We start from the raw sequence: 21,111 nt of genomic DNA on the forward strand, positions 1-21,111 counted from the left end.
ACTCGAAGAAGAACTGCCGCCTTCAACGCTGGAGCGGTGGTGACAGCTCCACGCCGAGTCTCATGTCCTGAATACGGTGGCACAGCCTTCCAGGGAACCCCTGCCCGGTAAGAATTGGGGATCCGTCAAGTCGTCGCCGCCAGCCCTTGAACGAGCAGTCGTAAGGCCGGGTGAATTAGGCGAGCAGACCACGCACCTCGGACTATGAGTCGTGCCCTAGGGCACGCCGGGTTCATTCGGGTGCGCTGTGTGTTTGTGGCTGCCAGTGGCGGTGGCGGAAAAGCCGACTTGGGCGAGGGCTGCCCGGGCGCGTCGTATGAACTTCACACCCCGCCAGATGGCGTAGACGGTGGCTGCGATCAGGAGAATGGCTATGGCAAGGAGGAGCCAGGGGGCGTAGAGAATGTTTGTCGATGCGAGGCCGGTGCCGGCCTCGGAGGTAATGGCCGCTTTTGCGTGTCCCGTCATGGCCACTGGCGCATGCTGAAGGCGGGAATGCAGATTGATGCTGGCGCCGGGGAGCAGGTTTTCCGGGGCGTCAAATCGTAGGCGGGTGCCGGATTCGGGCCAACCCGTGAGGCTGAGGTCGGCGCGGGGGTGGAGTATGGTGTTGCCTGTGTTGGTGACGGGCAGGGTGAAATTCAGGTTTCCGTCATTATGGGTCCAGGTCAACTTACCGTGACTCATGGATTTTATGGCGGTGCCTGCGACTTTCAGGTAGATGCGCACGCCTTGGCGTTGGACGATGTTGAGGCGGACGGCCGTCCCGCCTTCGAGGGTGGTTGTCTTTCCCTGAACCATTGGTGCCTGAATGATCAACCCGCCGGAGTAGTCACCGGGCGGGGTGCCGGGAGGGACTGTGAGCCGGAAAGGAACTTTCACATCGGTGTTGGCCGGAATGGTGACCTGGCCGGTTCTAAGCTGTACCCACGCGCCGATACCCTTGCGCTGGTCTGACCGGGAGGCAAAGGCGAAGCTGCCCTGCGGGGTTGTTTGGCCGTCCACCGGGTACGTGAGCAGCGTGACCGGATGCGCGGTGTGGTTGGAAACGACCGCGGTAGCGTCGGCGGCCGCCCCGGGGAAGAGCGCCAGGTGGAAGAAATCCGATTCAGTCGAGGGACGGATACCCAACGCTCCATTGTCCACAGCCGCTGCCCGTCCGGTGGCAGCGAAAACGGCAAGGATGAGCAGAATTAGGGTCAGCAGGCTCCGCAGGGCCGGGCGCGGCATTGGGAATCGCCTGGGCATGGTGGTCAAAAATTATTCAGTCCTTGAAAAAGGCGCAGCCGTGGATGGCTGTCACCGGGTCGCAGCGGGTTCAGAGACGACGCCGCCAACCGCTCCACGGTAGATGGGCGCCTGCCTAGAATGGCGGATCGTCCGGCAGTCTTTGCAGGTGCCGGGCGATCCGTCTTTCATGGGTGATGTCAGCCGATGGTGTACGTCATGGTGGCCGTGTAGGGGTTCAGCGCCGAGGAGCCGACTACGCCGGAGTAGTTGGAGCGGAAGGCGTTGGCCGGGATCGCGATACTAAACGAGGGGGACACGTTGTAGGTTCCCTTATTGGGTCCGGTTGCAGAGATCAGCGCCTGGTTGGTGGTGGACAGTGCCAACGCCGGAGCGGTGATGCTGGCGGCCGAGTCAGCTCCGCTGCCAGCGGTGATCGTACCGGGTGTGACGGTCAGTGCCGTGGCCGGGATGGTCCGGGCGACCGTCTCAGCCGTGCCTGCTGCACTGGTGAAAACAGTGGTGCTGGCCGATACGGTCCAAGCGGCCCCGGTGCCGCGGGCATCAGTGATGGTCCACGGCGCGGACGTGCCGGCGGAAGTCTGGGTGTTGCTACCGTCCAGCGTCACGGCGGACAGCGTCGGGGCGGCGGTGGTCACAGTGAGTGAACCCCCGGAAACCGTGGAGTTGATCGTGTCTGCTGAGGCGGGGGAAAGCCCGGCGGCAACGGCGATCGCCGCAACGGCCAGGACGGCTGAGACCTTGGTGATACTACGCATATTTTTCTCCTGTGTCTGAAAATGCCGGATGGGTGGTGAAACAACCGCGCCGCGGCAAAACGATGCCGAAGCGTGGGGCTATTGGGCGTGGTCGTTGCCCGTATCGCCTCGCGGGGCGAAGGTCCGATCGGATGAACGGGGGTTGATTCTTGACGCTGTAGGGACGCTCGTGGGCAGCAGTGTTGTCCGTGAGAATAATTTTTCGGCAGTGCTCCGCGGGATTTCCGTTCGAGGGCTGGCACGGTTCATCTGTTCCGGGGTCAAATGCCCGGGAGCAGCGGCGAAGGCGTTGGCGCCGGAGACGGCACTTTGGCTTCGTCCTGCCACCTTGTTGTTGGGAGGACCGACGCGTTGGGCTAAAAGACCCGGACACCGAAGCGGTCCAGCATACGCGCTGGAAAGCACCTGTCATCCGGATTTTTAGGGAACCGGCGTCCCATGTGATTCCGAGGGGGGCTTCGACATTTCTGGGACCGTCGGTAGCGCCGGAAGAAGGAGACAAGCCGGACAGGTGCAGGACCGATACAACAGGTTTCATGAAATGCCTTGAGTACAATTTAATGAGAGTCTGGGTAGTGGAGCCACCCGACGACCCTCCGCGTTGATGAGGCCAGGATTGTTCCGTGGCCATGAACGGTCCTTGATGACCGGAGGGAGCAGTACCGTTCCAGGCTGAGCTTCCCCCATGGCAGCGGCACGGGTGCGTGCCCGTGCCACCTCCGGTGCTGAAACAGTACCCAGGCTGCCGGTCTTGGTCGTCCGCTGGTACTGAGGCCGTTTCCGGCGGCACCCGCTCTTCGGTGGCGATCACATCATCGGTAACCTGTGAGGTAGCGTGCTGTTAGGCATTGTTCCAGGTTTCAGATAATAATCCCGGGTCGTTTCGGCGGGCAAAACTGAACCAGGTGGTCCACGTTTGGTTCGGTGGAGGGCTTTTGCGATAATTCACTGTCCCTCGGTTCAGCTGGTCCGCAGTAGTCCTGGGGTTCTTCTCGGCTTGGCTCTCTGGTGACTGTGCTGCCAGGATTGCGGCTTCGAGCGAATGGTTAAGTTCGGCAAGGAACTTTTCTGATCTTTCGACGCCTTGTTCTGCCAGGCGCGACACTACGTCAAGCACCGCATCCTCGAACTTCTCGTACAGCCATTCCATGGCATGCAGGCCAGCGGGAGTGAGGGAAATCAGCAGGCCCCGGCGGTCATCGGGATTTGGGTCACGCTTGAGAAATCCATTCTTTTCCACGCGGTCCAACAGCCCCGTCATGGTCCCGGACGTTACACCCATCAGGATCCGAAGTTCCTTTGGCGCCATGGATCCCTCACTGTACAAAAGGTCCAATGCGGTCAGGTCGCTGTTACCCAAGCCAAGTTCCCGGCCCCGTTCAGCCCTCAGGCGCTGTCCGTTGGTAGCCAGGGCATGCAGCTCCTTCGCCAGGGCCTTCATCCCATCCCTTGCCCCTGCGCTGGTTACTTCATCCAATACGCGTGTCACTCCTTCGATAATCAACTCGCAATACAAGCTACTTAGCAATCATCATACTTGAGCATTTGCCAGTCAGAACGACGTCGTCCATGATCCTACAGTGTCGGTTCCTCGAAATTTACCGACTCTAGGCCTGTGCAACAAGTAAACCACGCAACATTCCGTTGGGCTAGAGAGTACGGCCGGCTGGGCGACGCCATTCGCAGCGAAACCAGTGTTTAACTCGAAATCCAAGCCTCTTGACCTTCTTGGTAAACCAACCTAGTCTTAGGTTGTCGCCCAAGTTATAGCTGCTACAGCATGGGGCGGCAGGTCTCCCCTTTAGCTCAGTGAATAGGAATGTTATGTTGCCCCTTTTTCTCACCCTTCAGTCCTTCCTAACTGCGACCAAGCGCCGCCTCAACCGCGAGGAGTCAGGCGCCACCGCTGTTGAATACGGCCTGCTCGTTGGTCTTATCGCCGTTGCGATCGTGGCCGCACTGGTGCTCCTGGGCCCCAAGCTCGCGACTCTGTTCACGAACGTCACGACCGCCATCCCGGCCGGCTAAGCCGAAGCAACGTGTGGGGCGGGCGGACCCAGACTGGGGGCTGCCCGCCCCTCATTACGTCCAGGAGGGATCGGATGGCTCGCACTCGGTCTGAAGACGGCGCGGCCGCAGTGGAATTTGCGCTCCTGTTGCCGATTCTCATCATGCTCATACTTGGAATATTGGAATTCGGACTGGCGTACAACGCGCAGATCACCGTCACGAATGCTGCGCGCGAAGGAGCCCGGACCATGGTGATCCAAAACAGCTCCAGCGCGGCAAAAACAGCCGTTGAAACGGTCTCATCGACGCTGGCACCGGCCATTACAGACTCGGAAATCACCATCACTGTCTCCAACGGGACTGCGACGTGCACCGGCGGGTCCACGGCCACCGTCAACATCCAATACCCGTTCCAATTTCTTACCGGGTTCTTCGGCACCGGTTACACAATGACTGGCAAGGCGACCATGCGATGCGGCGGTTAATTGCACCGGGGCTCCGGAACGAGCATGGGGCTGTCGCGGTTATCATCGCGCTGTGCATGGTTGCCTTGCTAGGTGCGGTGGCCTTCAGCATCGATGTCGGGGCAATGTATTCCGAACGCGCCCAGCTTCAAAACGGTGCTGATGCGGCCGCCATAGCCATCGCCCAGAGCTGTGCGGCCGGATCCTGCGGCGACGTCAATGCCACCGCACAGAACCTGGCCAACGTCAATGCCAATGATGGTGCGAGCAATATTGGCGCCATCGATTTTCCCTCATCAAACAGTGTCCACGTCATGACGACGACGAAGGACGCATCCACGGGTGCCGGTTCATTGGCACTTTCCTTCGCCCCAGTCCTTGGAGTCAAGACCAAGACCGTGGCCGCGGATGCCACCGCCGGCTGGGGTTATCCCGCCAGCGGGCCGGACAAGTTGGCCCTGGCATTCGCCCCGTGCGTCTTCAAACTCAATGGGGCCATTCAAGTTATTAGCCTCAGCGGCAGCGGTGGAAGTTCGTGCTCGAGCACCAGCCCATCCGGACAGGTCCTGCCGGGCGGTTTCGGCTGGCTCAACGATCCGACCGGAACGTGCAACGCCAACGTGAGCATCAGCAGCAATGCCCCCGTGAGTGGCAACACCGGCGTGAGCATCTCCGCACCGTGCGCGGCCGCGCTCTCCAATCTGGCAAACAAGACCGTCCTGTTGCCTGTCTACAGTGATATTGGCGGGACGGGGACCGGTGGCTGGTATGTCATCCAGGGATGGGCGGCTTTCAAGGTGCTGGGCTGGAACTTCACCGGGCCCACCACAAACTACAACAACAACACCTACCCCGGAGCCACCTGCCAGAACACGTGCAAAGGACTCATCGGCCAGTTCATTAGCTTCGTGTCGCTCGATACCAGCTTCACCACAGGGGGGCCGAACCTCGGCGCCGCCGTGGTCACCTTGACGAAATAGAGAACAGTGAAAGTCCGACTGCTTAGTATCCTGGCCGCCCTTGTCCTCGCCATAATCGGTGCCGGCCTGATTACCTCCTATGTCCAGGGCGCCGACCAGCGCGCCTATGCCGGGGCCGTCACCCGTAAAGTGCTTGTCGTTGACAAGCCGATTGCGGCCGGAACGTCCGTGAAAGTGCTCGTGGGATCCCTGCGAGTCCAATCCATTCCGGACGCAGCGGTGGCCGATGGAGCGATGAGCGCCCTGGATGCCACCACGGACTTGGTCACAGCCGTCAACCTGGTGCCAGGAGAACAACTGCTGCGCTCCCGCCTTGTCAGCCCGGCTTCCCTGCAGGCTGCCGGCACCGTCGCGGTACCTAGGGGCATGCAGGAAGTCAGCGTGCAACTTAGCCCTGACCGGGTGGCCGGCGGACGGATTGCCGCCGGGGACACCGTCGGGATTTTCGTTTCGTTCCCAGCATCGGCAAGCGGACCGGCCATGACACGCCTTGTCTTCCACAAGGTCCTTGTAACGGCGGTCCAGGGCGCCCCAGCCGACACCGGCAAACCGGGCTCCACCGCCGGCGCCCCCACCGGCAGTGAACTTGTTACATTTGCTCTATCCACAGCAGACGCCACAAAGGTTGTTTACTCGGCCCAGTACGGATCCATCTGGCTCTCCAAGGAACCGCCCAGCGCAGATGAAACCGGCACGGGCAACGTTACCCAAGGCAATGTGTTCCATTGAGCCGGTTTATCCTGATCACAGACAACCACGATTTCGAACAACGCGTTCGGAAGGCAATTTCCGGGGGCCTCGCCGGTGAACTGCAAACATTAGCCGACGTTGCCATTCCCGAAACGCCGCAGGACCTGCTTTCCGGCGAAGGGGAGGAAAGTACCGAGGTCATCCTGTTGGGTCCGGGCGTCGCGCCCGAGGATGCGCTGCACCTTGCTGCGGTCTTCGACGTCCAACGTCCCACGGTCAGCGTTGTCCTTGTCGCCGTCCCCGACCAGGACCTTGCATTGGCTGCCATGCGGTTGGGGATCCGCGACATACTCGATCCGGAAGCTGAGGAGAGAACGATACGTGTCCTGCTCGAGAGGGCTGGCCGCTCGGCCGCGACCCGGCACCGCGCCCTGGACGCGTCTTCTCCAAAGCCCGCCGACGCTGGACGCACCATCGTAGTCGCGTCTTCCAAGGGCGGTGTCGGCAAAACCACGCTGGCTACAAACATCGCGGTTGCCTTGGGCCGCATCGCTCCGATGTCCACTGTACTTGTGGACCTGGACGCACAATTCGGTGACGTATCCATTGCCCTTCAACTAGATCCTGAACATACACTTCTGGACGCGGTGACGGGGGCGGCAAAGCAGGACCCCATGGTCCTGAAAGCTTTTCTGAGCGTGCACGACAGTTCGATCTACGTCTTGTGCGCCCCGAAGCTTCCCGCCCACGCGGACCGGATCACCGGCCAGGACGTCGTGCATCTGATTGAACAACTTGCCGGAGAGTTCCGCTACGTGGTGATCGACACCGCGCCCGGCCTGGGAGAACAGGCCCTTGCTGCCCTGGAACACGCAACCGACGCCGTGATGGTGTGCACCATGGATGTTCCCAGCGTCCGCGGCCTGCGTAAGGAACTTGACGTATTTGACCAACTCGGTCTCGTTGCCCCGCATCGCCGAAAGGTTGTCGTGAATATGGCAGAACGGTCCAGCCCCCTCTCGATCCGGGACATCGAAGCAACCCTCCGAGGACCTGTGGAATCCATCGTTCCCCGGGCGAAGGAGATCGCCTTTTCCACAAACAAAGGCGTCCCGCTGCTGCACTACAGCTCCCGCGGTCCGGCCGTCAAAGCCCTCAACCGGCTCGGCGATAGTTTCCGTCCTGACTCGAAGCCCCGCAAAGGCATGCACAAACGAGCGGAACTGGCATGACCCTTACCGAAAGACTTGCCGCGCTCGGGGTGGGCGAGCCCACCAGTGCTCCCCGGCCCGTCCCAGCTTCGGCGCCCGCAGCACCCCCGCCTGAGGCGTCGTCCCCCCTGGACGCCTTGCTGACATTGAAGGCCCGGGTCGGGGCCGCCCTGTTCGAACGACTGGGCAGCCGTCTAAACGATCCGAACTTGGCCGAGGACGACCTCGTGACCTTTGCCCGAGACGCCCTGGCTGAGATCGTCGAAGCTGAACAGCTCCCCTTGAGCAGCACAGAGCGCCAACGGCTCGTGAGGCAGATCAGCGACGATGTGCTCGGGTACGGTCCACTGCAGCCGTTGTTGGACGATCCCAACCTTACGGAAATCATGGTCAATGGCCCCGACCAAGTCTTTGTCGAACGCAACGGGCTGCTCACCCTTACGGCTTCACGGTTCCGGTCCGAAGAGCAGCTGCGGCGGGTTATCGAGAAGATCGTATCCCGCGTCGGGCGGCGCATCGATGAATCCTCTCCGCTCGTGGATGCCCGCCTGGACGATGGATCCCGAGTCAACGCGGTAATCCCCCCGCTCGCGGTGAACGGGTCATCGTTGACCATTCGAAAGTTCGCAGCCGACCCGCTTAAAGTTCAAGACCTGATCTCTTACGGATCCATGTCCCACGAAATGGCTGAACTGCTCGATGCCTGTGTACGGGCGCACCTGAACATTATCGTCTCCGGAGGAACCGGGACAGGCAAAACAACACTGCTCAATGTTCTCTCCTCCTTCATCCCCACCGGCGAACGAATCATCACCATCGAGGACGCGGTCGAGCTCCAACTTCAGCAGCAACATGTCGTGCGTTTGGAAAGCCGGCCGTCCAATATCGAAGGAAAAGGCGAAATAACCATCCGAGACCTGCTCCGAAATTCCCTTCGCATGCGACCGGACCGGATCGTCGTCGGTGAGTGCCGTGGAGGGGAAGCCCTTGACATGTTGCAGGCCATGAACACCGGTCACGATGGATCCCTCTCCACCGTCCACTCCAACTCTCCGCGTGATGCAATCGCCCGGATGGAAACCTTGGTACTCATGGCCGGAATGGACCTTCCCCTGAGGGCCATCCGCGAGCAAATCGCTTCGGCGGTCAACCTGATTGTTCAGCTGACAAGAATGCGTGATGGCAGCCGCCGAATAACCCACATAACAGAGGTGCAGGGGATGGAAGGAGACATTGTGACGCTGCAGGATGTATTCGTTTTCGACCACTCGGCCGGGGTCGACAGTTCAGGACGAATACTCGGCAAAACGGTGTTCACCGGGGTTCGTCCCCGGTTCACTGACCGGTTCGCCGACTTTGGGATCAATATCTCCCCCCAGGTATTCGCCATGCAGGAAAGCCGGTCACGCTGATGCTTTTTGGTGCTGTCGTTTTGCTGTTTCTTGCCACTGCCGTGGTTATCTTCGGGGTCTTCAAGCCCGGTGAGGGATCTCTCCCCGCGGAGAGGCGACGCCCGGCAGACGCAACCTCCGAGAGCGGACTAAGCAGGATGACCGGCTCGGCTGCCGGTATCATCTCAGCCGCCCTCCAGCGCCTGGGCTGGTCCCGGGCCCTGGCCGCAGGGCTGGAACGGGCAGGACTAAAACTTGTCCCCGCCGAATTCCTTATTCTGGTCTTCTCCGGCATGCTCACCGTCCTGTTATTTGGCTACCTGCTCAGTGGAATCGGATTGGGTCTGTTGCTAGCCCTGCTCGTACCTCTCGGGGCCAAGCTGCTGCTGGGCCTTAAAGAATCCAAAAGACGGACAGCATTCGCAAACCAGCTGGACGACACCCTCCAACTCCTATCAGGCGGACTCAGGGCAGGACACAGCCTACTGCGCGCAATAGACGCGGTCTCCCATGAAGCGGAATCACCCACCAATGAGGAATTCGCCAGAATCGTCAATGAGACACGCCTGGGCCGTGACCTCAACGAAGCGCTCGAGCAATCAGCCGAACGCATGCACAGCGATGACTTCGGCTGGGCGGCGCAGGCGATCGGCATCCACCGCGAAGTAGGCGGAGACCTGGCCAGTGTCCTGGACCAGGTAGGCCACACTATCCGCGAACGCAACCAGATCCGGCGCCAAGTAGCCGGGCTGAGTGCCGAGGGCAAAATGTCTGCCTACATACTCTTCGCCATCCCCTTTGCCGTCATTGGCATCCTCACGCTCACCAGCCCGTCCTACATCGCCAAGTTCATACAGTCACCAATCGGATTCGCCATGATCGGGGCCAGCATCGTCATGTTGACCATCGGCGGACTATGGATGAAAAAAGTAGTCAGCTTCAAATTCTGACCGAAACTTGGGCGGCGCTTCTGACCCTCCGGACCTGTACTGCCAGTTACCGCCCCTGAAAAGGAGAAAAATGCCCGCCACGGTAATCATCGCCATCATTTTGGCAACCGGCTTTTTACCGTTCGCCATCTGGTGCCTGATGCCGGCAGACGCCGCATCACGCAGCGAAATCCGCAAAAACCTCTCCCGCGGAATGGAAGTAGCCAACCCAACACAGGATTCACTCATGCCTTCCCTTATGGCTCTGGGCGACCGTCTGGTTCTGCCCGCCAACCGCCGACTGATCGATAAACTGCTGGGCCTGGCCGGAAGACCACAGGCCTGGCCCCTCGCCCGCCTCGTAGTGGCCAAGCCACTGCTCGCCGTCATCGCAGCAAGTCTGGGACTTCTTCTCCTCAGTGCCGGCCCGTCCGGCCCCTTGCTGGCCTTAGTCATTCTCCTGGTAGCTGTCGCCTACTTCATTCCAGACCTGCTACTTTACAGCCGCGGCATCGAACGCCAAGCTGCCATCGGCCTGGAACTGCCTGACACCCTGGATCAAATGCTCATCGCCGTCGAAGCCGGCCTCGGATTCGAAGCGTCAATGTCCCGTGCCGGACAAAACGGCAAAGGCCCGCTGGCCGAAGAGCTGGTTCGAACCCTGCAGGACATGCGGGTAGGCATGTCTCGCCGGGAAGCCTACCAACTACTGGCCGAACGCACCGCCGTGCCCGACCTTCGGGCATTTATCAGAGCCGTCGTTCAAGCAGATATGTATGGTATTTCCATCAGTGCAGTGCTACGCGCCCAAGCGAAGGAGATGCGCACGAAACGACGCCAAAGAGCGGAAGAAAAAGCCATGAAAATACCGGTAAAAGTGCTCTTCCCCCTGATGCTCTTCATTCTTCCCGTCCTGTTCATCGCAGTCCTCGGACCGACAGTGATCACAATCGTCAGCACCTTCCTCTAGCGCCATCATGGCCCCCGATTCCCCGACACCGGAGAACGCAGCCTCCATCCAAGACGAGAGAACCCCGCCCAAGACCACCATGCGCAAACTGCACATCACCCGCCGTTTCACGTGTCAAAAAGGACCACCCCCGGGCACGCAACCGTTTCCGTGCCGACTCCTGCCGAAATCCTGGCGACCAGATCCGAGATGCCGGGACGCTGCAATCCTCACGTGCCAAACACGTTCCGGCAATGGCCCTATCGCCCGCCGCATTCCAGGCTGACATATTGCCACATGAGACCAGCTATGCAGGCCCCATCTCAAACGTACCTACCTTCCAATACGTCCTGTCATCCGGATTGGACCCGGATACCTGAAAAGAATCGGCTCCCGCCCCATGTCCGGTTCACACAAGCTCTCAATCCATCACGCGGCAAACCCGGAACGAATAGCAAACTCGAAACCGCTGGGAATCAAGGCCTTTTCAGTGGTTCTGCCCCCGTCCACGCAAAACCGCCCAATGGCGGTTCTCCCGCTGCGCTGACAACCAACGGCAGGGATATTCGTGTGTCGTCCGGGAAATTGGTGAAACGATGGCGCTTGGCATGATCCAACGGGTTCAGCAAATCCCCAGCGACGAAAGAAAGAAAAACGCTTGGTAAATCATCTTCCATGGCTCATGGCCGCCTGTTGTGCGATAGGAGCATTCACCGGATGGTTCGGCGAAGAAACAGCACTGAGGTGGACCCCCCATATAAAGTACCGGCCATCGCGGCGGGCAAGGTGGGCGACCAGCCTCCTGAGCATTGTGTTGTTTCTGGCCCTGGCCCTGAGGTTCGGCTTCACGGAAACACTACCGGGCTATCTCTTTCTGGCCGCCAGCGGGACCATCTTGTCCCGCATCGACCTGAAAACGAAGCTCCTGCCCAACCGGATTGTATGGTCGGCCTTCTGGATAGGGGCCGGGTTATTGACCCTTGCCAGCGGAACCGCCCACTCCTGGCCGAACCTTGCCAGAGCTGGACTGGGTGCCCTCATTCTGTTCTCCCTGTATCTTTTTTTGGCCCTGATTTCCCCGGCAGGGCTAGGCATGGGCGATGTGAAACTGGCCGCCGTTCTGGGCATGTACTCCGCTTATATCAGCTGGGGCACGCTCTTTGTCACCGGGTTCCTGGGGTTCCTCCTGGGGGCAATCGTTGCCCTCATCGTTGCTGTATTGGGGCAGGGCCGACGCCACACAACGTTCCCATTCGGACCGTCCATGTTCGGGGGTGCAATGATATCCATCCTCGGATCCGCGAAGATCGTCCCCTTCCTGTTCCCTCTGCTGCCAACCGGATACTAGCTGCAATTATATTCACGGGCTATCGATTCACCTAGAAATTCAACCAAGGACGTGCCGCAGAAAATTGACAAAAGTCTCCTATAGGTTTTCGAGAACAGGCGCGACCTCACGCCGCACTAACCCTCAGATCATGGCGTCTGGAATGCCATTATTACCTGCCCTCTATATATGTGATCAGTTATGTGGTATTGGTTATGAGAAAACTAATTAAAAAGATGTACTAATTGTTAGGACGGCGGCCAGGGTCTGATTGACCGTCCGGTTCCTAGTACTGGGTTGTCTTGCGCGTCTGGCTATCCGCTAATTTTCCTCAATACCTGGCATGTCCATCTCTGTGCATGCCTTCGAGCCACGGATAAGTGGCCCGCCAAGCAACAAGTTAGGAGGACAGACTATGCCAGATGTATCGGAATTTCTTGACAGGTTCCCCTGCCATCCAGGCACCCGGGCGCCGGACCAACACGAATCCGAACCATGTCCCCCGGGCGTCCCCGACCCTCAGGCCCGTCACCGATGGACAGAGGAAAGCGGCACCTACAGCCTGGCAAGCCAGCGGAACAATAATCCGCTGGCTGAAATTCAGGCGGTGATCGCCGATCTGAACTATCGCCTTGCCTACTACGTCCGTGGCCAGGACATGGTTGGTGGTTCTGTCCCAAAAAAGGATCGCCAAGCCCTCTCCTGGATGTGCACAACACTGGAGGATATTTCCGCCACGGTCATTGGCATATCCCACGCCCGAAGGCGTCGACCGTGCACCTTTGCTCGTTCCACTACCCAAAGGGAAGCCGGCACTACTGCAGACCCAACCCTGTCAGAGAGCCTGTTGACCGCAGACCACCAGATCGTCGATGACCCGCCCCGACCCGACGGCCGAACAACGCCGGAGAGCGGTCGGAGCCGGCCTTCTTGGGAATCTGAACTAGACGAGGTGCAGGACACCGGGCACCTCGGTAGGACATCTCTGAATCAACCGGTTGATGCCCTTGCAGGACCAACCGACCTGCTACAGCACGATTTTGCCGCAACAGCCGAAAGTCAATCAGAGCGGGGCGTTCGACGCGAATCACCACAGCGATACCGAATACACGGCGCCGATCAGTCAGGGCCATGTCCCGCGGGACAAGGAACAAGCACCGATCACACCGGGCGCTGTCAAGGATACGGAGGACGAGAGATGTTGATGGCAGAATACAACCAGGGATGGCGGAGTGATTCGAAAAGTCTTCTCGAGGCCATCGATGACCCCCAGATTTTCAGGGATCGGCTTCCGGCAGCACATCCCTTAGAGCGGGTATGGATTCTGGGTATGCTCGGCCGGTTGGAGGAGGCAGCCCACGAAGGGGAAGCAATCCTCGCTGTAGCCTCCAACCGGTTCCGTCCCCTCCTCATCCTGGCACAGATATATCAGCGGCAGTACCGTTGGCACGAAGCCGCAAAATTGCAAGAAGAAGCCCTGCAAGGTGCTCGGATACTGGCCCGAGAAGCACTTGTCCGTGAACAAATCGGAGGACGCCTCCTAGCTGAAGGACACTACCGTGCAGCGGCAGCGGAGCTAGAATGGGCAATGGATCTTTACCGAACCGTCGGCCGATCAGAGTCACAGACCAAAGCATGCGCACTCGCCCTGGGCAGGGCCCACGATGCAACCTTCAAACAGAATCAGTGACGAAACCAAAAATCTACGACAATAGCCCAATTTCATGATTGTCGGATTGCCGACCCTTCGGCAACATTGAGGCCCGTGAACCAGGCAAACAGCGCGTGCGCAGCCTGGGCCGCCGTTTTACCGGTGCTCATGCCAAGGCTGGCGTTGAGGACGATCCGGACGTCCGCCGCGTCCGCCTGACGGTTCTCTGGCCGTCGTGGGAGCTCTGTTCCGGACACCTGCAGGTGTGCCAGAATTTTGGGCATGTGGCCATAGGTGGTGGGTGTGAAGGCGATGGCCTGGGCGGAGCCAAGGTAAACCCGCTGGCCGCCGGTGCCCGCAATCCGCTCAAACGCCTTGCGGTCGGCACGGCGGACGGTCTTCGCGAAACTTTGCCCCAGCCATGGCTCCCAGGTCGGCGAGAGGCCGGAGGCAGGCTGGTGGGCGTAGGCGGCCACCGAAGCCATGGCAACGGCCACGACAGCGTCGAAGTGATTGCCGGGGTCGGCCTTGTCCACGAGCAGCACAATGGGCTGGACCAGTCTGTCTTCCATGGTCCTCATGTGTGCGGACAGGCCAATGTCCCTGCTCAGGTGCACCGGGCAAGGACATTGGGACGGGCTATTCGAAGCTCGGCACCCAGTTGACGGCCTTATCGAGGTCGATGCGATATCCGTCGTGGTCGTCTTCAAGGTCAACGAAGTCGTACCAGTAGGCATTGCCGCCGTGGGCTGTCATCAAAGACATGAACTGCTGCGCGTCTTGGCTTAGGCCGCCGTTCGCATCCCCTGGGTAGTAGTCGCCCAGCTCGTCCCCGTTGGCGCCAAACGCCGTCACGCATTCGATGTACAGGACGTCGTCATCGTCAATTCCGGTGTTACGGCCAGCTGGGTGGCCTCTGGATGGAGCCGGCGGATGTTCCGGGCCAAGAGGGATGCGGCCGCCAGGTCGCGCTGCTTCTCGGCTTTGCGGATCAGCTCGTCGGACAGTGTGATCATGGCGGCCAGGTCGTCGTCCTTCGGAGGATTTCCGGTGGCCTCGGCCAAAATGGCGTGCCGGAACGCGTGCAGTCCTCGATCGCTGGCCGTCTGGCCGGCCTGGTTGATCTGCTTGAAGGTCCGGTGGGCTGCCGTCTCGATTTCGTCCTGGTCAGCGGATGGTCCGTCCCCATCGTAGAGATCTGACTGGATACCTTCTCCGTCCTCCTCCCAGGCTTCAAGGATGGAGCCGTCCTGGCCCTGGTAGGTGACGACGATGCCACGACTCTCGCTGAGCACCATGTCGATCTGTGGTGTACCAAACGCCTCGGGCCACGGGTCTGTCGGCGTTATCGCGGCGGGCCCGGTGAGGGCCACGTTGGGGTTCTCGGTGTGGTGCTGGTGGCCGAACTGGCCTTCAGCGGTGCGGGCATTGTCACGGGCGTTAGCGGCTGCTGCCGAAATAGTGGTGGTCATGCCTGTCAGTGTGCGGCGGAGCGCACGGTTTACTGCCCGGTGCTCACGTGGTCGATCTGGGCGAGCCAGTCGACGGCGTCGTCATGGAAGGCCGCGGCATTCATGTTGGGTGCGATCGCGCCCTGAAGAAGCTTCTCCAGGATGGCGATCCGGGGGTCCGTGGGTGAGATGTCCAGGTAGTCGTCCATGGCGGCGTCGACGCATCCATTTTCGAAGCCAATGATGCCTTCGTTTCGGTTGTCGGCTTGGAGGGCCTTGAGCTGCCATGGATTCATGGTCGAGCTGATGATGTTGGCTCCGCGCACGGTGAGGTAGCTGGGGCATTGGGGGTGGTCGGTGGGCACGCTGTGGACCTGTAGCTCCACCAAGACCGAGCCGACGTATTTCGAGACGTTCATGACAGCCATGTGTGCGGCAGCCGTTCAGTCCGCGGTGATGAGCGTAACGGGCATACCCTGTTTCGCTGCATAGGCGGAGCAGTGGGTGGCACCGTTGGAATTGTTGCGGATGAAGGCGATGCAATGATCCACCCCGCCGTCGACTATGGCCGCGTTGCGGATGAATCCGGCCGCACGATTGAGCTTCCCGTCGACTCGCCAGCGGGCCGGATGCCGTTCGACGGGGAGTCCGTTGCGTTCCCAGAGTTCCTCGGCGATCCTGTCCGCCCCGGTCGGGCATGCCCCGGACACCAGGATGGCATCTGGGGCGCGATCGTTGGAGTTCCACCAGTCACGCAGGGCACGTTTGATGGCTGCCCGGTCCTCCCAGTCGCGGGAGCCGGTGATCAGCAGCCTGAGCGCCGTCACAGCGATGCGTGCCCGCCGGTGGATCCGAAGCCGTCGGTGCCGCGCTCGGATTCCGGCAACTCTTCAACAGGGGTGAAGACGGCGCGAACGTAGCGCTGGACGACGGCCTGGGCAATTCGATTACCGACGTTCACCTGAAAGTCGGTGTCCGTTGTGTTGTGCAGGATAACTCCGATTTCGCCCCTGAACCCCGAATCGATGGTGCCGGGAGAGTTCAGGACGGTGATGCCATTCTTGAGGGCCAGTCCAGAGCGGGGGTGGATGAACAGCGCATAACCATCGGGGAGGGCGACGGAAACGCCGGTTTTGACCAGGGCGTGCTTGCCGGCCGGGAGGACGACGTCGTGGGCAGCGCAGAGGTCGGCACCGGCATCACCAGGGCTCGCGTAGTGAGGTTCGGCGTCCCAGGTTTTGAGAATGGCCGGGACGTGGATGGTTTCGAGGGTCATGTTTTCCTATTCGGTGGTTGCAGCCAACCGGGCGAGGGCCCGGGTGACCTCGATGGGGCGCGAGGCGTAGAGCCCTGCGTTGAGCATGCCGTTGAGTTCGACAATGAGCGGGCGGCTGTCGGAGCCGAGGGCGAGGTCCATCACGTAGTTGTGGAGGTCTGGCACGTCGGCGGATAGGGCTGACACGGCGTCTCTGGCGAACTCGAGGTAGCTTTCCAGGATCTTTGGCTCGTCCCGGACCGGGCCGTCGGAGTTGCGGTGGGGTCGCATTTTTGGGTCGAAGGGCTGGCCATTGTTGTCCAGGGGTGTGAATTCCTCGACGCACCCGGCACCGGTCACCAGCTGGCCGCCGATGATGAACATGCGGTACTCATGGGTCATGGTCACGGATTCCTGAACCTGAAAGAAATCACGGTCACCTTCGTGCCGGACAATCGTCCAGCCGTCGTCTTCGTCCAGGAACTGCCGCTGCAGTTCCGACGGTGTCAGCCCCTCCCCTGCTGTGAACTTCCACAGCCCGAGCTTGGCGACGTTGGCCTTGATGAAGAATTTCCGCACCCCGGCGGCATAGAGATCCCCGAGGACAACCTCGAGGTCCTGATCGTCTTCAGTGCCGAACCCTGCCAGGACGGATCGGCGGCCGGCCCTCTGCTGGAACGACGGATAGAGAGCGTATTTGCCGGCAAGACGCTCCTGCTTGAGTTCGACTTTGTGCCCCGGACGGCCCTCCTGGAGGCCATAGCGCGGCAAATGGGCCAGTTCGCTCAGCTGCCGCGTCTCACCGGTCCCCAGGTTGCGCACCGCCAATTCGTCCCTGCCACCGATGTGGAGCCAAACATTGTCGTCGCCGAAACCGTTCAAGGCGGCTTGAAGGCGTGCAGCCTGTTCGAAGTGTTCCTCGTAGTCACTTTCCACGTCGCGCGGGGTGCCCATATGCCGGTACCAAAGGTTTTGGAGTTCGTTAGCTCCCGCTTCGTGTCCGGGTCGAATTGCCGACGGAGCCGGCCGGGGGACGATGGTGACCAGGTGCTGGCCTGTCTTCGGGGCGGTAATCATGGCGTCCATGTGTACGGCGGCCCGGGGGTTAGTGGTCGCCAGGGAGGTAGTGTGCGACCAGGGTCGTCTCCCTCTTCTTGCGGTAGAGCTGGTCGATCAGGCGAATCCGTTCCCTGGCCTGGTCTGATGCGCTGTCGTATCCGGCTCCCAGGACATCCTGCAGGATGCGCAGCTCAGGCGCCGGCATGGCTTCCAGTTCCGCCTCGGTGGCAGAAAGTCCGCGGGCTTTTATTTGCGCAAACTTCCGGTTTTGAAACAGGTACAAGGCAACCAGTGTGGCCGTGGCGAGGATGGCGAAGATGATGGCGGGGATGTTCAACGGATGGCCTTTCGAAGGTCGCTGGTGGCGAGAATTTGGTTTATGAGTCCACGTCGGGCACGAAGGTTGGCGTCCTGCCCGTTTTGAAGGAGCCGGTCGATTGCTTTTCGCATTCGGTTCAGGGTTCTCCGTGGGCGGGTCCTCAGGGCGGCAGGCTCATCCGAAATGGCCACGGCCACCAGGTCCAGGGCTCGGGATGCGTGCAGGCTTCTGAGCGCGACCAGAGCCCCCACTCCAGCGATCAGGGTGGGGGCAGCCAGTCGGCGCAATCGCTGGTGCCTAGAAGTTCCAGTCATCGTCTTCGGTGTTGACGGCCTTGCCCATCACGTACGAGGACCCTGAGCCGGAGAAAAAGTCGTGGTTCTCGTTGGCGTCCGGGGACAGTGCGGACAGGATCGCAGGGTTCACGGCGATAGCATCCTTCGGGAACATGGCCTCGTAGCCGAGGTTCATCAGGGCCTTGTTGGCGTTGTAGTGCAGGAACTTCTTGACGTCTTCGGCGAGGCCAACTGAGTCGTAGAGGGAGTGGGTGTAGTTGACCTCGTTCTCGTAAAGCTCATGGAGGAGGTCGAAGGTCCACTCCTTCAACTCGGCCTGTCGCTCCGGGGTTTCCTTGGCCAGGCCGACCTGGAATTTGTAGCCGATGTAGTAGCCGTGGACGGCCTCGTCTCGGATGATAAGACGGATCAGGTCTGCCGTGTTGGTCAGCTTGGCGCGCGAGGACCAATACATCGGCAGGTAGAAGCCGGAGTAGAACAAGAAGGACTCCAACAGCGTGGAGGCAATCTTGCGCTTGAGCGGGTCATCACCCTTGTAGTAGTCGAGGATGATGGCGGCCTTTTTCTGGAGGTACTCGTTTTCCACGGACCAGCGGAAGGCTTCGTCGATTTCCTTGGTGGAGCACACGGTCGAGAAGATCGAGGAGTAGCTCTTGGCGTGCACGGACTCCATGAACGCGATGTTCGTGTAGACGGCTTCCTCGTGCGGGGTCACAGCATCCGGGATGAGAGAGACAGCGCCCACCGTTCCCTGAATGGTGTCCAGCAGGGTCAACCCGGTGAACACGCGCATGGTCAGCAGCTGCTCCTCAGGGGTCAGCGTGGCCCAGGACTGGATGTCGTTGGAGAGTGGGACCTTTTCCGGCAGCCAGAAGTTGTTAGTCAGGCGATTCCAGACCTCGACGTCCTTTTCGTCCTCGATACGGTTCCAGTTGATGGCGCTGACGCGCTCGATGAGCTTGAGTGCTCCCATGAGGTGGTGCTTCTTTCACAAGGGGTCGCTGGACCGAGGTCCGTTTGCTTCCTCCTATGCAGAAAGTGCTTCGACGGCCGTTCCTAAGGAATTAGGTGCCGTTTTCGCTCTGGGCATTCTCCTTGCTTTTGAGCGTGGACGAACGGTGCTTCATTCCGCCCTTGTAGGATGACCCGTTTACAGGTAGCTGCAGATGAGCGTGGGGTCGCAGGCTTTAGGATCTCCCGCGGCTGCAGCATCATGGACGTCGGCGACGGTTGCGCGCAGTGCGGTGAGTTCGGCTATCCGGGCGTCCAGGTCCTCGAGTTGTGCGGCAAGCAGGTCCCGGACGTGGATGCACGGGGCGTGGCCGGTTTCCCGGATTCTGAGGATGTCCCCGATCTGAGCCAGCGTCAGCCCGGCGGTGCGACCGCGGCGGATGAATTCGAGCCGGTCGACGGTCTCCCGGGTGTAGTCGCGGTAGCCGTTCGGTGCCCGGTCGGCCACCGGCAGCAGGCCGCGGTCCTCGTAGAATCGGAGTGTTTTGGCTGTGAGGCCGGCAGCGGCGGCCGTTTCGCCTATGCGCATCATGCACCCCTTCATCCGGCGGGAGGTTCCCGCTTGACCTTCCAGTTTAGGGGAAGGTGCACACTGGTGGCAGACGCAACGGCCGCTGCCGTGATGTGTGATGATGAACGATCCTTGGAGGAACCATGACTGAGCCCGCTGCCTGCGATTTCGACTTGGCGGTCATTGGCTCCGGTGGCGGGGCGTTCGCGGCCGCGATCCGGGCCACCAGCCTGGGCAAGCGGGTCCTCATGGTCGAGCGGTCCACCATCGGCGGGACGTGCGTGAACACCGGCTGTGTTCCGTCCAAGGCCCTGCTGGCGGCCGCCGAGGCCCGCCATGTCGCCGTGGAGGTGTCCGGCAGGTTCCCCGGCATCGGCGCCCAGGCGTCCCCGGTTGACATGCCCGCGCTCATCGCGGGCAAGCGTGCCCTCGTGGAGGGGATGCGCTCGGAGAAGTACGTGGACCTCATCGGGGACTATGGCTGGGAACTGCGCCAGGGCGACGCCGCGTTTGCCGGCACACCGGAGGAACCGGTCCTGGAAGTCACCGGCCCGGACGGGGCCCGGGAAACCGTTACGGCCTCCCACTACCTGGTCGCCACGGGATCCGCCCCCTGGGCGCCCCCGATCCAGGGATTGGCGGACGTGGACTGGCTGACCTCGACCACGGCCATGGAACTTCAGGAGGTGCCCGAATCCCTGCTGGTCCTCGGCGGCGGGTACGTTGCCCTCGAACAGGCCCAGCTCTTCGCCCGTCTCGGGTCGAAAGTGACCATGCTGGTCCGCTCCCGGCTCGCCTCGGCCGAGGAACCCGAAGCCTCCCGGGCCCTGATGGGCGTCTTCGCCGACGAAGGAATCCGTGTCGTCCGCCGGGCGGTCGTATCAGCCGTCGGCACCGACCCGACAACCGGTCGAATCACAGCCACGGCCACCGTGTCCGGCGGCGAGGAAAGCTTTAGTGCCGCCAAGCTGCTGGTCGCCACCGGGCGCCGGCCCGTCACCGCGGAGCTGAACCTGGACGCCGTCGGGGTCAAGACCGGGGACCGGGGCGAAATCCTGGTCACCAGCCAGCTCAGCAGCTCCAATCCGCGGATCTGGGCCGCGGGGGACGTCACCGGCGGCCGCGATTTCGTCTACGTCGCCGCCGCCCACGGAACCATGGTGGTCGACAACGCATTCACGAACGCCGGCCGCGGGGTCAACTACCGCACCCTTCCCCGCGTCACGTTCACCAGCCCTGCCCTGGCCGCCGTCGGACTGACCGACCGGGAAGCCAACGCCGCCGGCTACCGGTGTGAATGCCGGGTCGTGCCCCTGGAATACATCCCCCGGGCGCTGGTCAACAGGGACACCCGCGGCGTCATCAAAATGGTCGCCGACGCGGATACCGGAAAAATACTGGGCATCACGGCCGTCGCCAAGGACGCCGGAGACCTCGCAGCTGCCGGCGTCTACATGCTCGAAGCCGGAATGACAGTGGAACAGGTTGCCCACATGTGGAGCCCCTACCTGACCATGACCGAGGGCCTCAAGATCACCGCACAGTCCTACTCAACAGACATCACCAAACTTTCCTGCTGCGCCGTTTGACAATTGACGGGG

Annotated in this window: 24 protein-coding genes; 10 read left to right on the top strand and 14 right to left on the bottom strand. The window is 61.1% G+C overall.

The window, feature by feature from the left end:
- Nucleotides 1-216: 216 nt before the first annotated feature.
- The 3 genes from LPN03_RS01620 to LPN03_RS01630 all read right to left on the bottom strand — a co-directional run bounded on the left by LPN03_RS01620 (nucleotide 217) and on the right by LPN03_RS01630 (nucleotide 3,483).
- Complete coding sequence (locus LPN03_RS01620; RefSeq protein WP_262452762.1) at nucleotides 217-1,230, bottom strand: DUF916 domain-containing protein; 1,014 nt, start codon at nucleotides 1,228-1,230, stop codon at nucleotides 217-219.
- Nucleotides 1,231-1,427: 197 nt separating this feature from the next.
- The gene (locus LPN03_RS01625; RefSeq protein WP_262452763.1) at nucleotides 1,428-2,006 is read right to left on the bottom strand and encodes a WxL domain-containing protein; all 579 of its coding nucleotides are present in this window, start codon (nucleotides 2,004-2,006) and stop codon (nucleotides 1,428-1,430) included.
- Nucleotides 2,007-2,847: 841 nt separating this feature from the next.
- Nucleotides 2,848-3,483, bottom strand: a complete 636-nt coding sequence (locus LPN03_RS01630; protein ID WP_262452764.1) for a MarR family winged helix-turn-helix transcriptional regulator — start codon at nucleotides 3,481-3,483, stop codon at nucleotides 2,848-2,850.
- Nucleotides 3,484-3,830: 347 nt separating this feature from the next.
- Between LPN03_RS01630 and LPN03_RS01635 the strand changes: the two genes are divergently transcribed.
- The 8 genes from LPN03_RS01635 (at nucleotide 3,831) to LPN03_RS01670 (ending at nucleotide 10,651) form a co-directional block, all read left to right on the top strand.
- Nucleotides 3,831-4,034 carry a Flp family type IVb pilin gene (locus LPN03_RS01635; RefSeq protein WP_262452765.1) on the top strand — a complete coding sequence of 68 codons (204 nt, stop codon included), beginning with the start codon at nucleotides 3,831-3,833 and terminating at the stop codon, nucleotides 4,032-4,034.
- A 74-nt stretch (nucleotides 4,035-4,108) separates the two neighbouring features.
- A complete protein-coding gene (locus tag LPN03_RS01640; protein ID WP_262452767.1) occupies nucleotides 4,109-4,501 on the top strand; it encodes a TadE family protein in 393 nt (130 codons plus the stop codon).
- On the top strand, nucleotides 4,489-5,460 hold the full coding sequence (locus tag LPN03_RS01645; RefSeq protein ID WP_262452769.1) for a pilus assembly protein TadG-related protein: 972 nt from the start codon (nucleotides 4,489-4,491) through the stop codon (nucleotides 5,458-5,460). Before LPN03_RS01640 ends, LPN03_RS01645 begins: the two co-directional genes overlap by 13 nt.
- Before the next feature lie 6 nt (nucleotides 5,461-5,466).
- The gene (locus LPN03_RS01650) at nucleotides 5,467-6,189 is read left to right on the top strand and encodes a Flp pilus assembly protein CpaB (RefSeq protein WP_262452770.1); all 723 of its coding nucleotides are present in this window, start codon (nucleotides 5,467-5,469) and stop codon (nucleotides 6,187-6,189) included.
- On the top strand, nucleotides 6,186-7,382 hold the full coding sequence (locus LPN03_RS01655) for a CpaE family protein (RefSeq protein ID WP_165183069.1): 1,197 nt from the start codon (nucleotides 6,186-6,188) through the stop codon (nucleotides 7,380-7,382). Before LPN03_RS01650 ends, LPN03_RS01655 begins: the two co-directional genes overlap by 4 nt.
- Nucleotides 7,379-8,773 carry a CpaF family protein gene (locus LPN03_RS01660; RefSeq protein WP_165183068.1) on the top strand — a complete coding sequence of 465 codons (1,395 nt, stop codon included), beginning with the start codon at nucleotides 7,379-7,381 and terminating at the stop codon, nucleotides 8,771-8,773. Before LPN03_RS01655 ends, LPN03_RS01660 begins: the two co-directional genes overlap by 4 nt.
- A gap of 137 nt (nucleotides 8,774-8,910) precedes the next feature.
- Nucleotides 8,911-9,702, top strand: a complete 792-nt coding sequence (locus LPN03_RS01665; protein WP_262452772.1) for a type II secretion system F family protein — start codon at nucleotides 8,911-8,913, stop codon at nucleotides 9,700-9,702.
- A 70-nt stretch (nucleotides 9,703-9,772) separates the two neighbouring features.
- Nucleotides 9,773-10,651, top strand: coding sequence for a type II secretion system F family protein (locus LPN03_RS01670; RefSeq protein WP_262452773.1), 879 nt, complete (start codon nucleotides 9,773-9,775; stop codon nucleotides 10,649-10,651).
- Nucleotides 10,652-11,106: 455 nt separating this feature from the next.
- Here LPN03_RS01670 and LPN03_RS01675 read toward each other — a convergent pair whose 3' ends face one another.
- On the bottom strand, nucleotides 11,107-11,307 hold the full coding sequence (locus tag LPN03_RS01675; protein ID WP_262452774.1) for a hypothetical protein: 201 nt from the start codon (nucleotides 11,305-11,307) through the stop codon (nucleotides 11,107-11,109).
- A 134-nt stretch (nucleotides 11,308-11,441) separates the two neighbouring features.
- Between LPN03_RS01675 and LPN03_RS01680 the strand changes: the two genes are divergently transcribed.
- On the top strand, nucleotides 11,442-11,978 hold the full coding sequence (locus LPN03_RS01680) for a prepilin peptidase (RefSeq protein WP_262452776.1): 537 nt from the start codon (nucleotides 11,442-11,444) through the stop codon (nucleotides 11,976-11,978).
- Between the two features lie 1,701 nt (nucleotides 11,979-13,679).
- On the opposite strand, the gene LPN03_RS01685 is transcribed toward LPN03_RS01680, so the two are convergent.
- The 10 genes from LPN03_RS01685 to LPN03_RS01730 all read right to left on the bottom strand — a co-directional run bounded on the left by LPN03_RS01685 (nucleotide 13,680) and on the right by LPN03_RS01730 (nucleotide 19,528).
- Complete coding sequence (locus tag LPN03_RS01685) at nucleotides 13,680-14,180, bottom strand: hypothetical protein (protein ID WP_262452777.1); 501 nt, start codon at nucleotides 14,178-14,180, stop codon at nucleotides 13,680-13,682.
- Between the two features lie 67 nt (nucleotides 14,181-14,247).
- A complete protein-coding gene (locus LPN03_RS01690; RefSeq protein WP_262452779.1) occupies nucleotides 14,248-14,373 on the bottom strand; it encodes a hypothetical protein in 126 nt (41 codons plus the stop codon).
- 86 nt (nucleotides 14,374-14,459) lie between these two features.
- On the bottom strand, nucleotides 14,460-15,080 hold the full coding sequence (locus LPN03_RS01695; RefSeq protein WP_262452780.1) for a hypothetical protein: 621 nt from the start codon (nucleotides 15,078-15,080) through the stop codon (nucleotides 14,460-14,462).
- A gap of 29 nt (nucleotides 15,081-15,109) precedes the next feature.
- Nucleotides 15,110-15,478, bottom strand: coding sequence for a hypothetical protein (locus tag LPN03_RS01700; protein WP_262452781.1), 369 nt, complete (start codon nucleotides 15,476-15,478; stop codon nucleotides 15,110-15,112).
- 24 nt (nucleotides 15,479-15,502) lie between these two features.
- Nucleotides 15,503-15,886: a DUF2493 domain-containing protein gene (locus LPN03_RS01705; RefSeq protein ID WP_262452783.1), complete on the bottom strand. Its 384-nt coding sequence runs from the start codon at nucleotides 15,884-15,886 to the stop codon at nucleotides 15,503-15,505.
- A complete protein-coding gene (gene dut / locus LPN03_RS01710) occupies nucleotides 15,883-16,335 on the bottom strand; it encodes a dUTP diphosphatase (RefSeq protein WP_262452785.1) in 453 nt (150 codons plus the stop codon). Before dut ends, LPN03_RS01705 begins: the two co-directional genes overlap by 4 nt.
- Before the next feature lie 6 nt (nucleotides 16,336-16,341).
- Nucleotides 16,342-17,391, bottom strand: coding sequence for an ATP-grasp domain-containing protein (locus tag LPN03_RS01715; RefSeq protein WP_262452786.1), 1,050 nt, complete (start codon nucleotides 17,389-17,391; stop codon nucleotides 16,342-16,344).
- Nucleotides 17,392-17,419: 28 nt separating this feature from the next.
- On the bottom strand, nucleotides 17,420-17,710 hold the full coding sequence (locus LPN03_RS01720) for a hypothetical protein (protein ID WP_262452788.1): 291 nt from the start codon (nucleotides 17,708-17,710) through the stop codon (nucleotides 17,420-17,422).
- 279 nt (nucleotides 17,711-17,989) lie between these two features.
- Entirely contained in the window at nucleotides 17,990-18,961 is a 972-nt protein-coding gene (gene nrdF, locus LPN03_RS01725) for a class 1b ribonucleoside-diphosphate reductase subunit beta (RefSeq protein WP_262452790.1), read from the bottom strand.
- Between the two features lie 177 nt (nucleotides 18,962-19,138).
- The gene (locus LPN03_RS01730; RefSeq protein WP_262452850.1) at nucleotides 19,139-19,528 is read right to left on the bottom strand and encodes a heavy metal-responsive transcriptional regulator; all 390 of its coding nucleotides are present in this window, start codon (nucleotides 19,526-19,528) and stop codon (nucleotides 19,139-19,141) included.
- Between the two features lie 125 nt (nucleotides 19,529-19,653).
- Here LPN03_RS01730 and merA point away from each other — a divergent pair, with 125 nt between their 5' ends.
- Nucleotides 19,654-21,099 carry a mercury(II) reductase gene (merA, locus tag LPN03_RS01735; RefSeq protein WP_262452791.1) on the top strand — a complete coding sequence of 482 codons (1,446 nt, stop codon included), beginning with the start codon at nucleotides 19,654-19,656 and terminating at the stop codon, nucleotides 21,097-21,099.
- Nucleotides 21,100-21,111: the final 12 nt, after the last annotated feature.

The organism is Arthrobacter sp. A2-55 (assembly GCF_025548615.1).
GTDB classification, from domain to species: domain Bacteria; phylum Actinomycetota; class Actinomycetes; order Actinomycetales; family Micrococcaceae; genus Specibacter; species Specibacter silviterrae.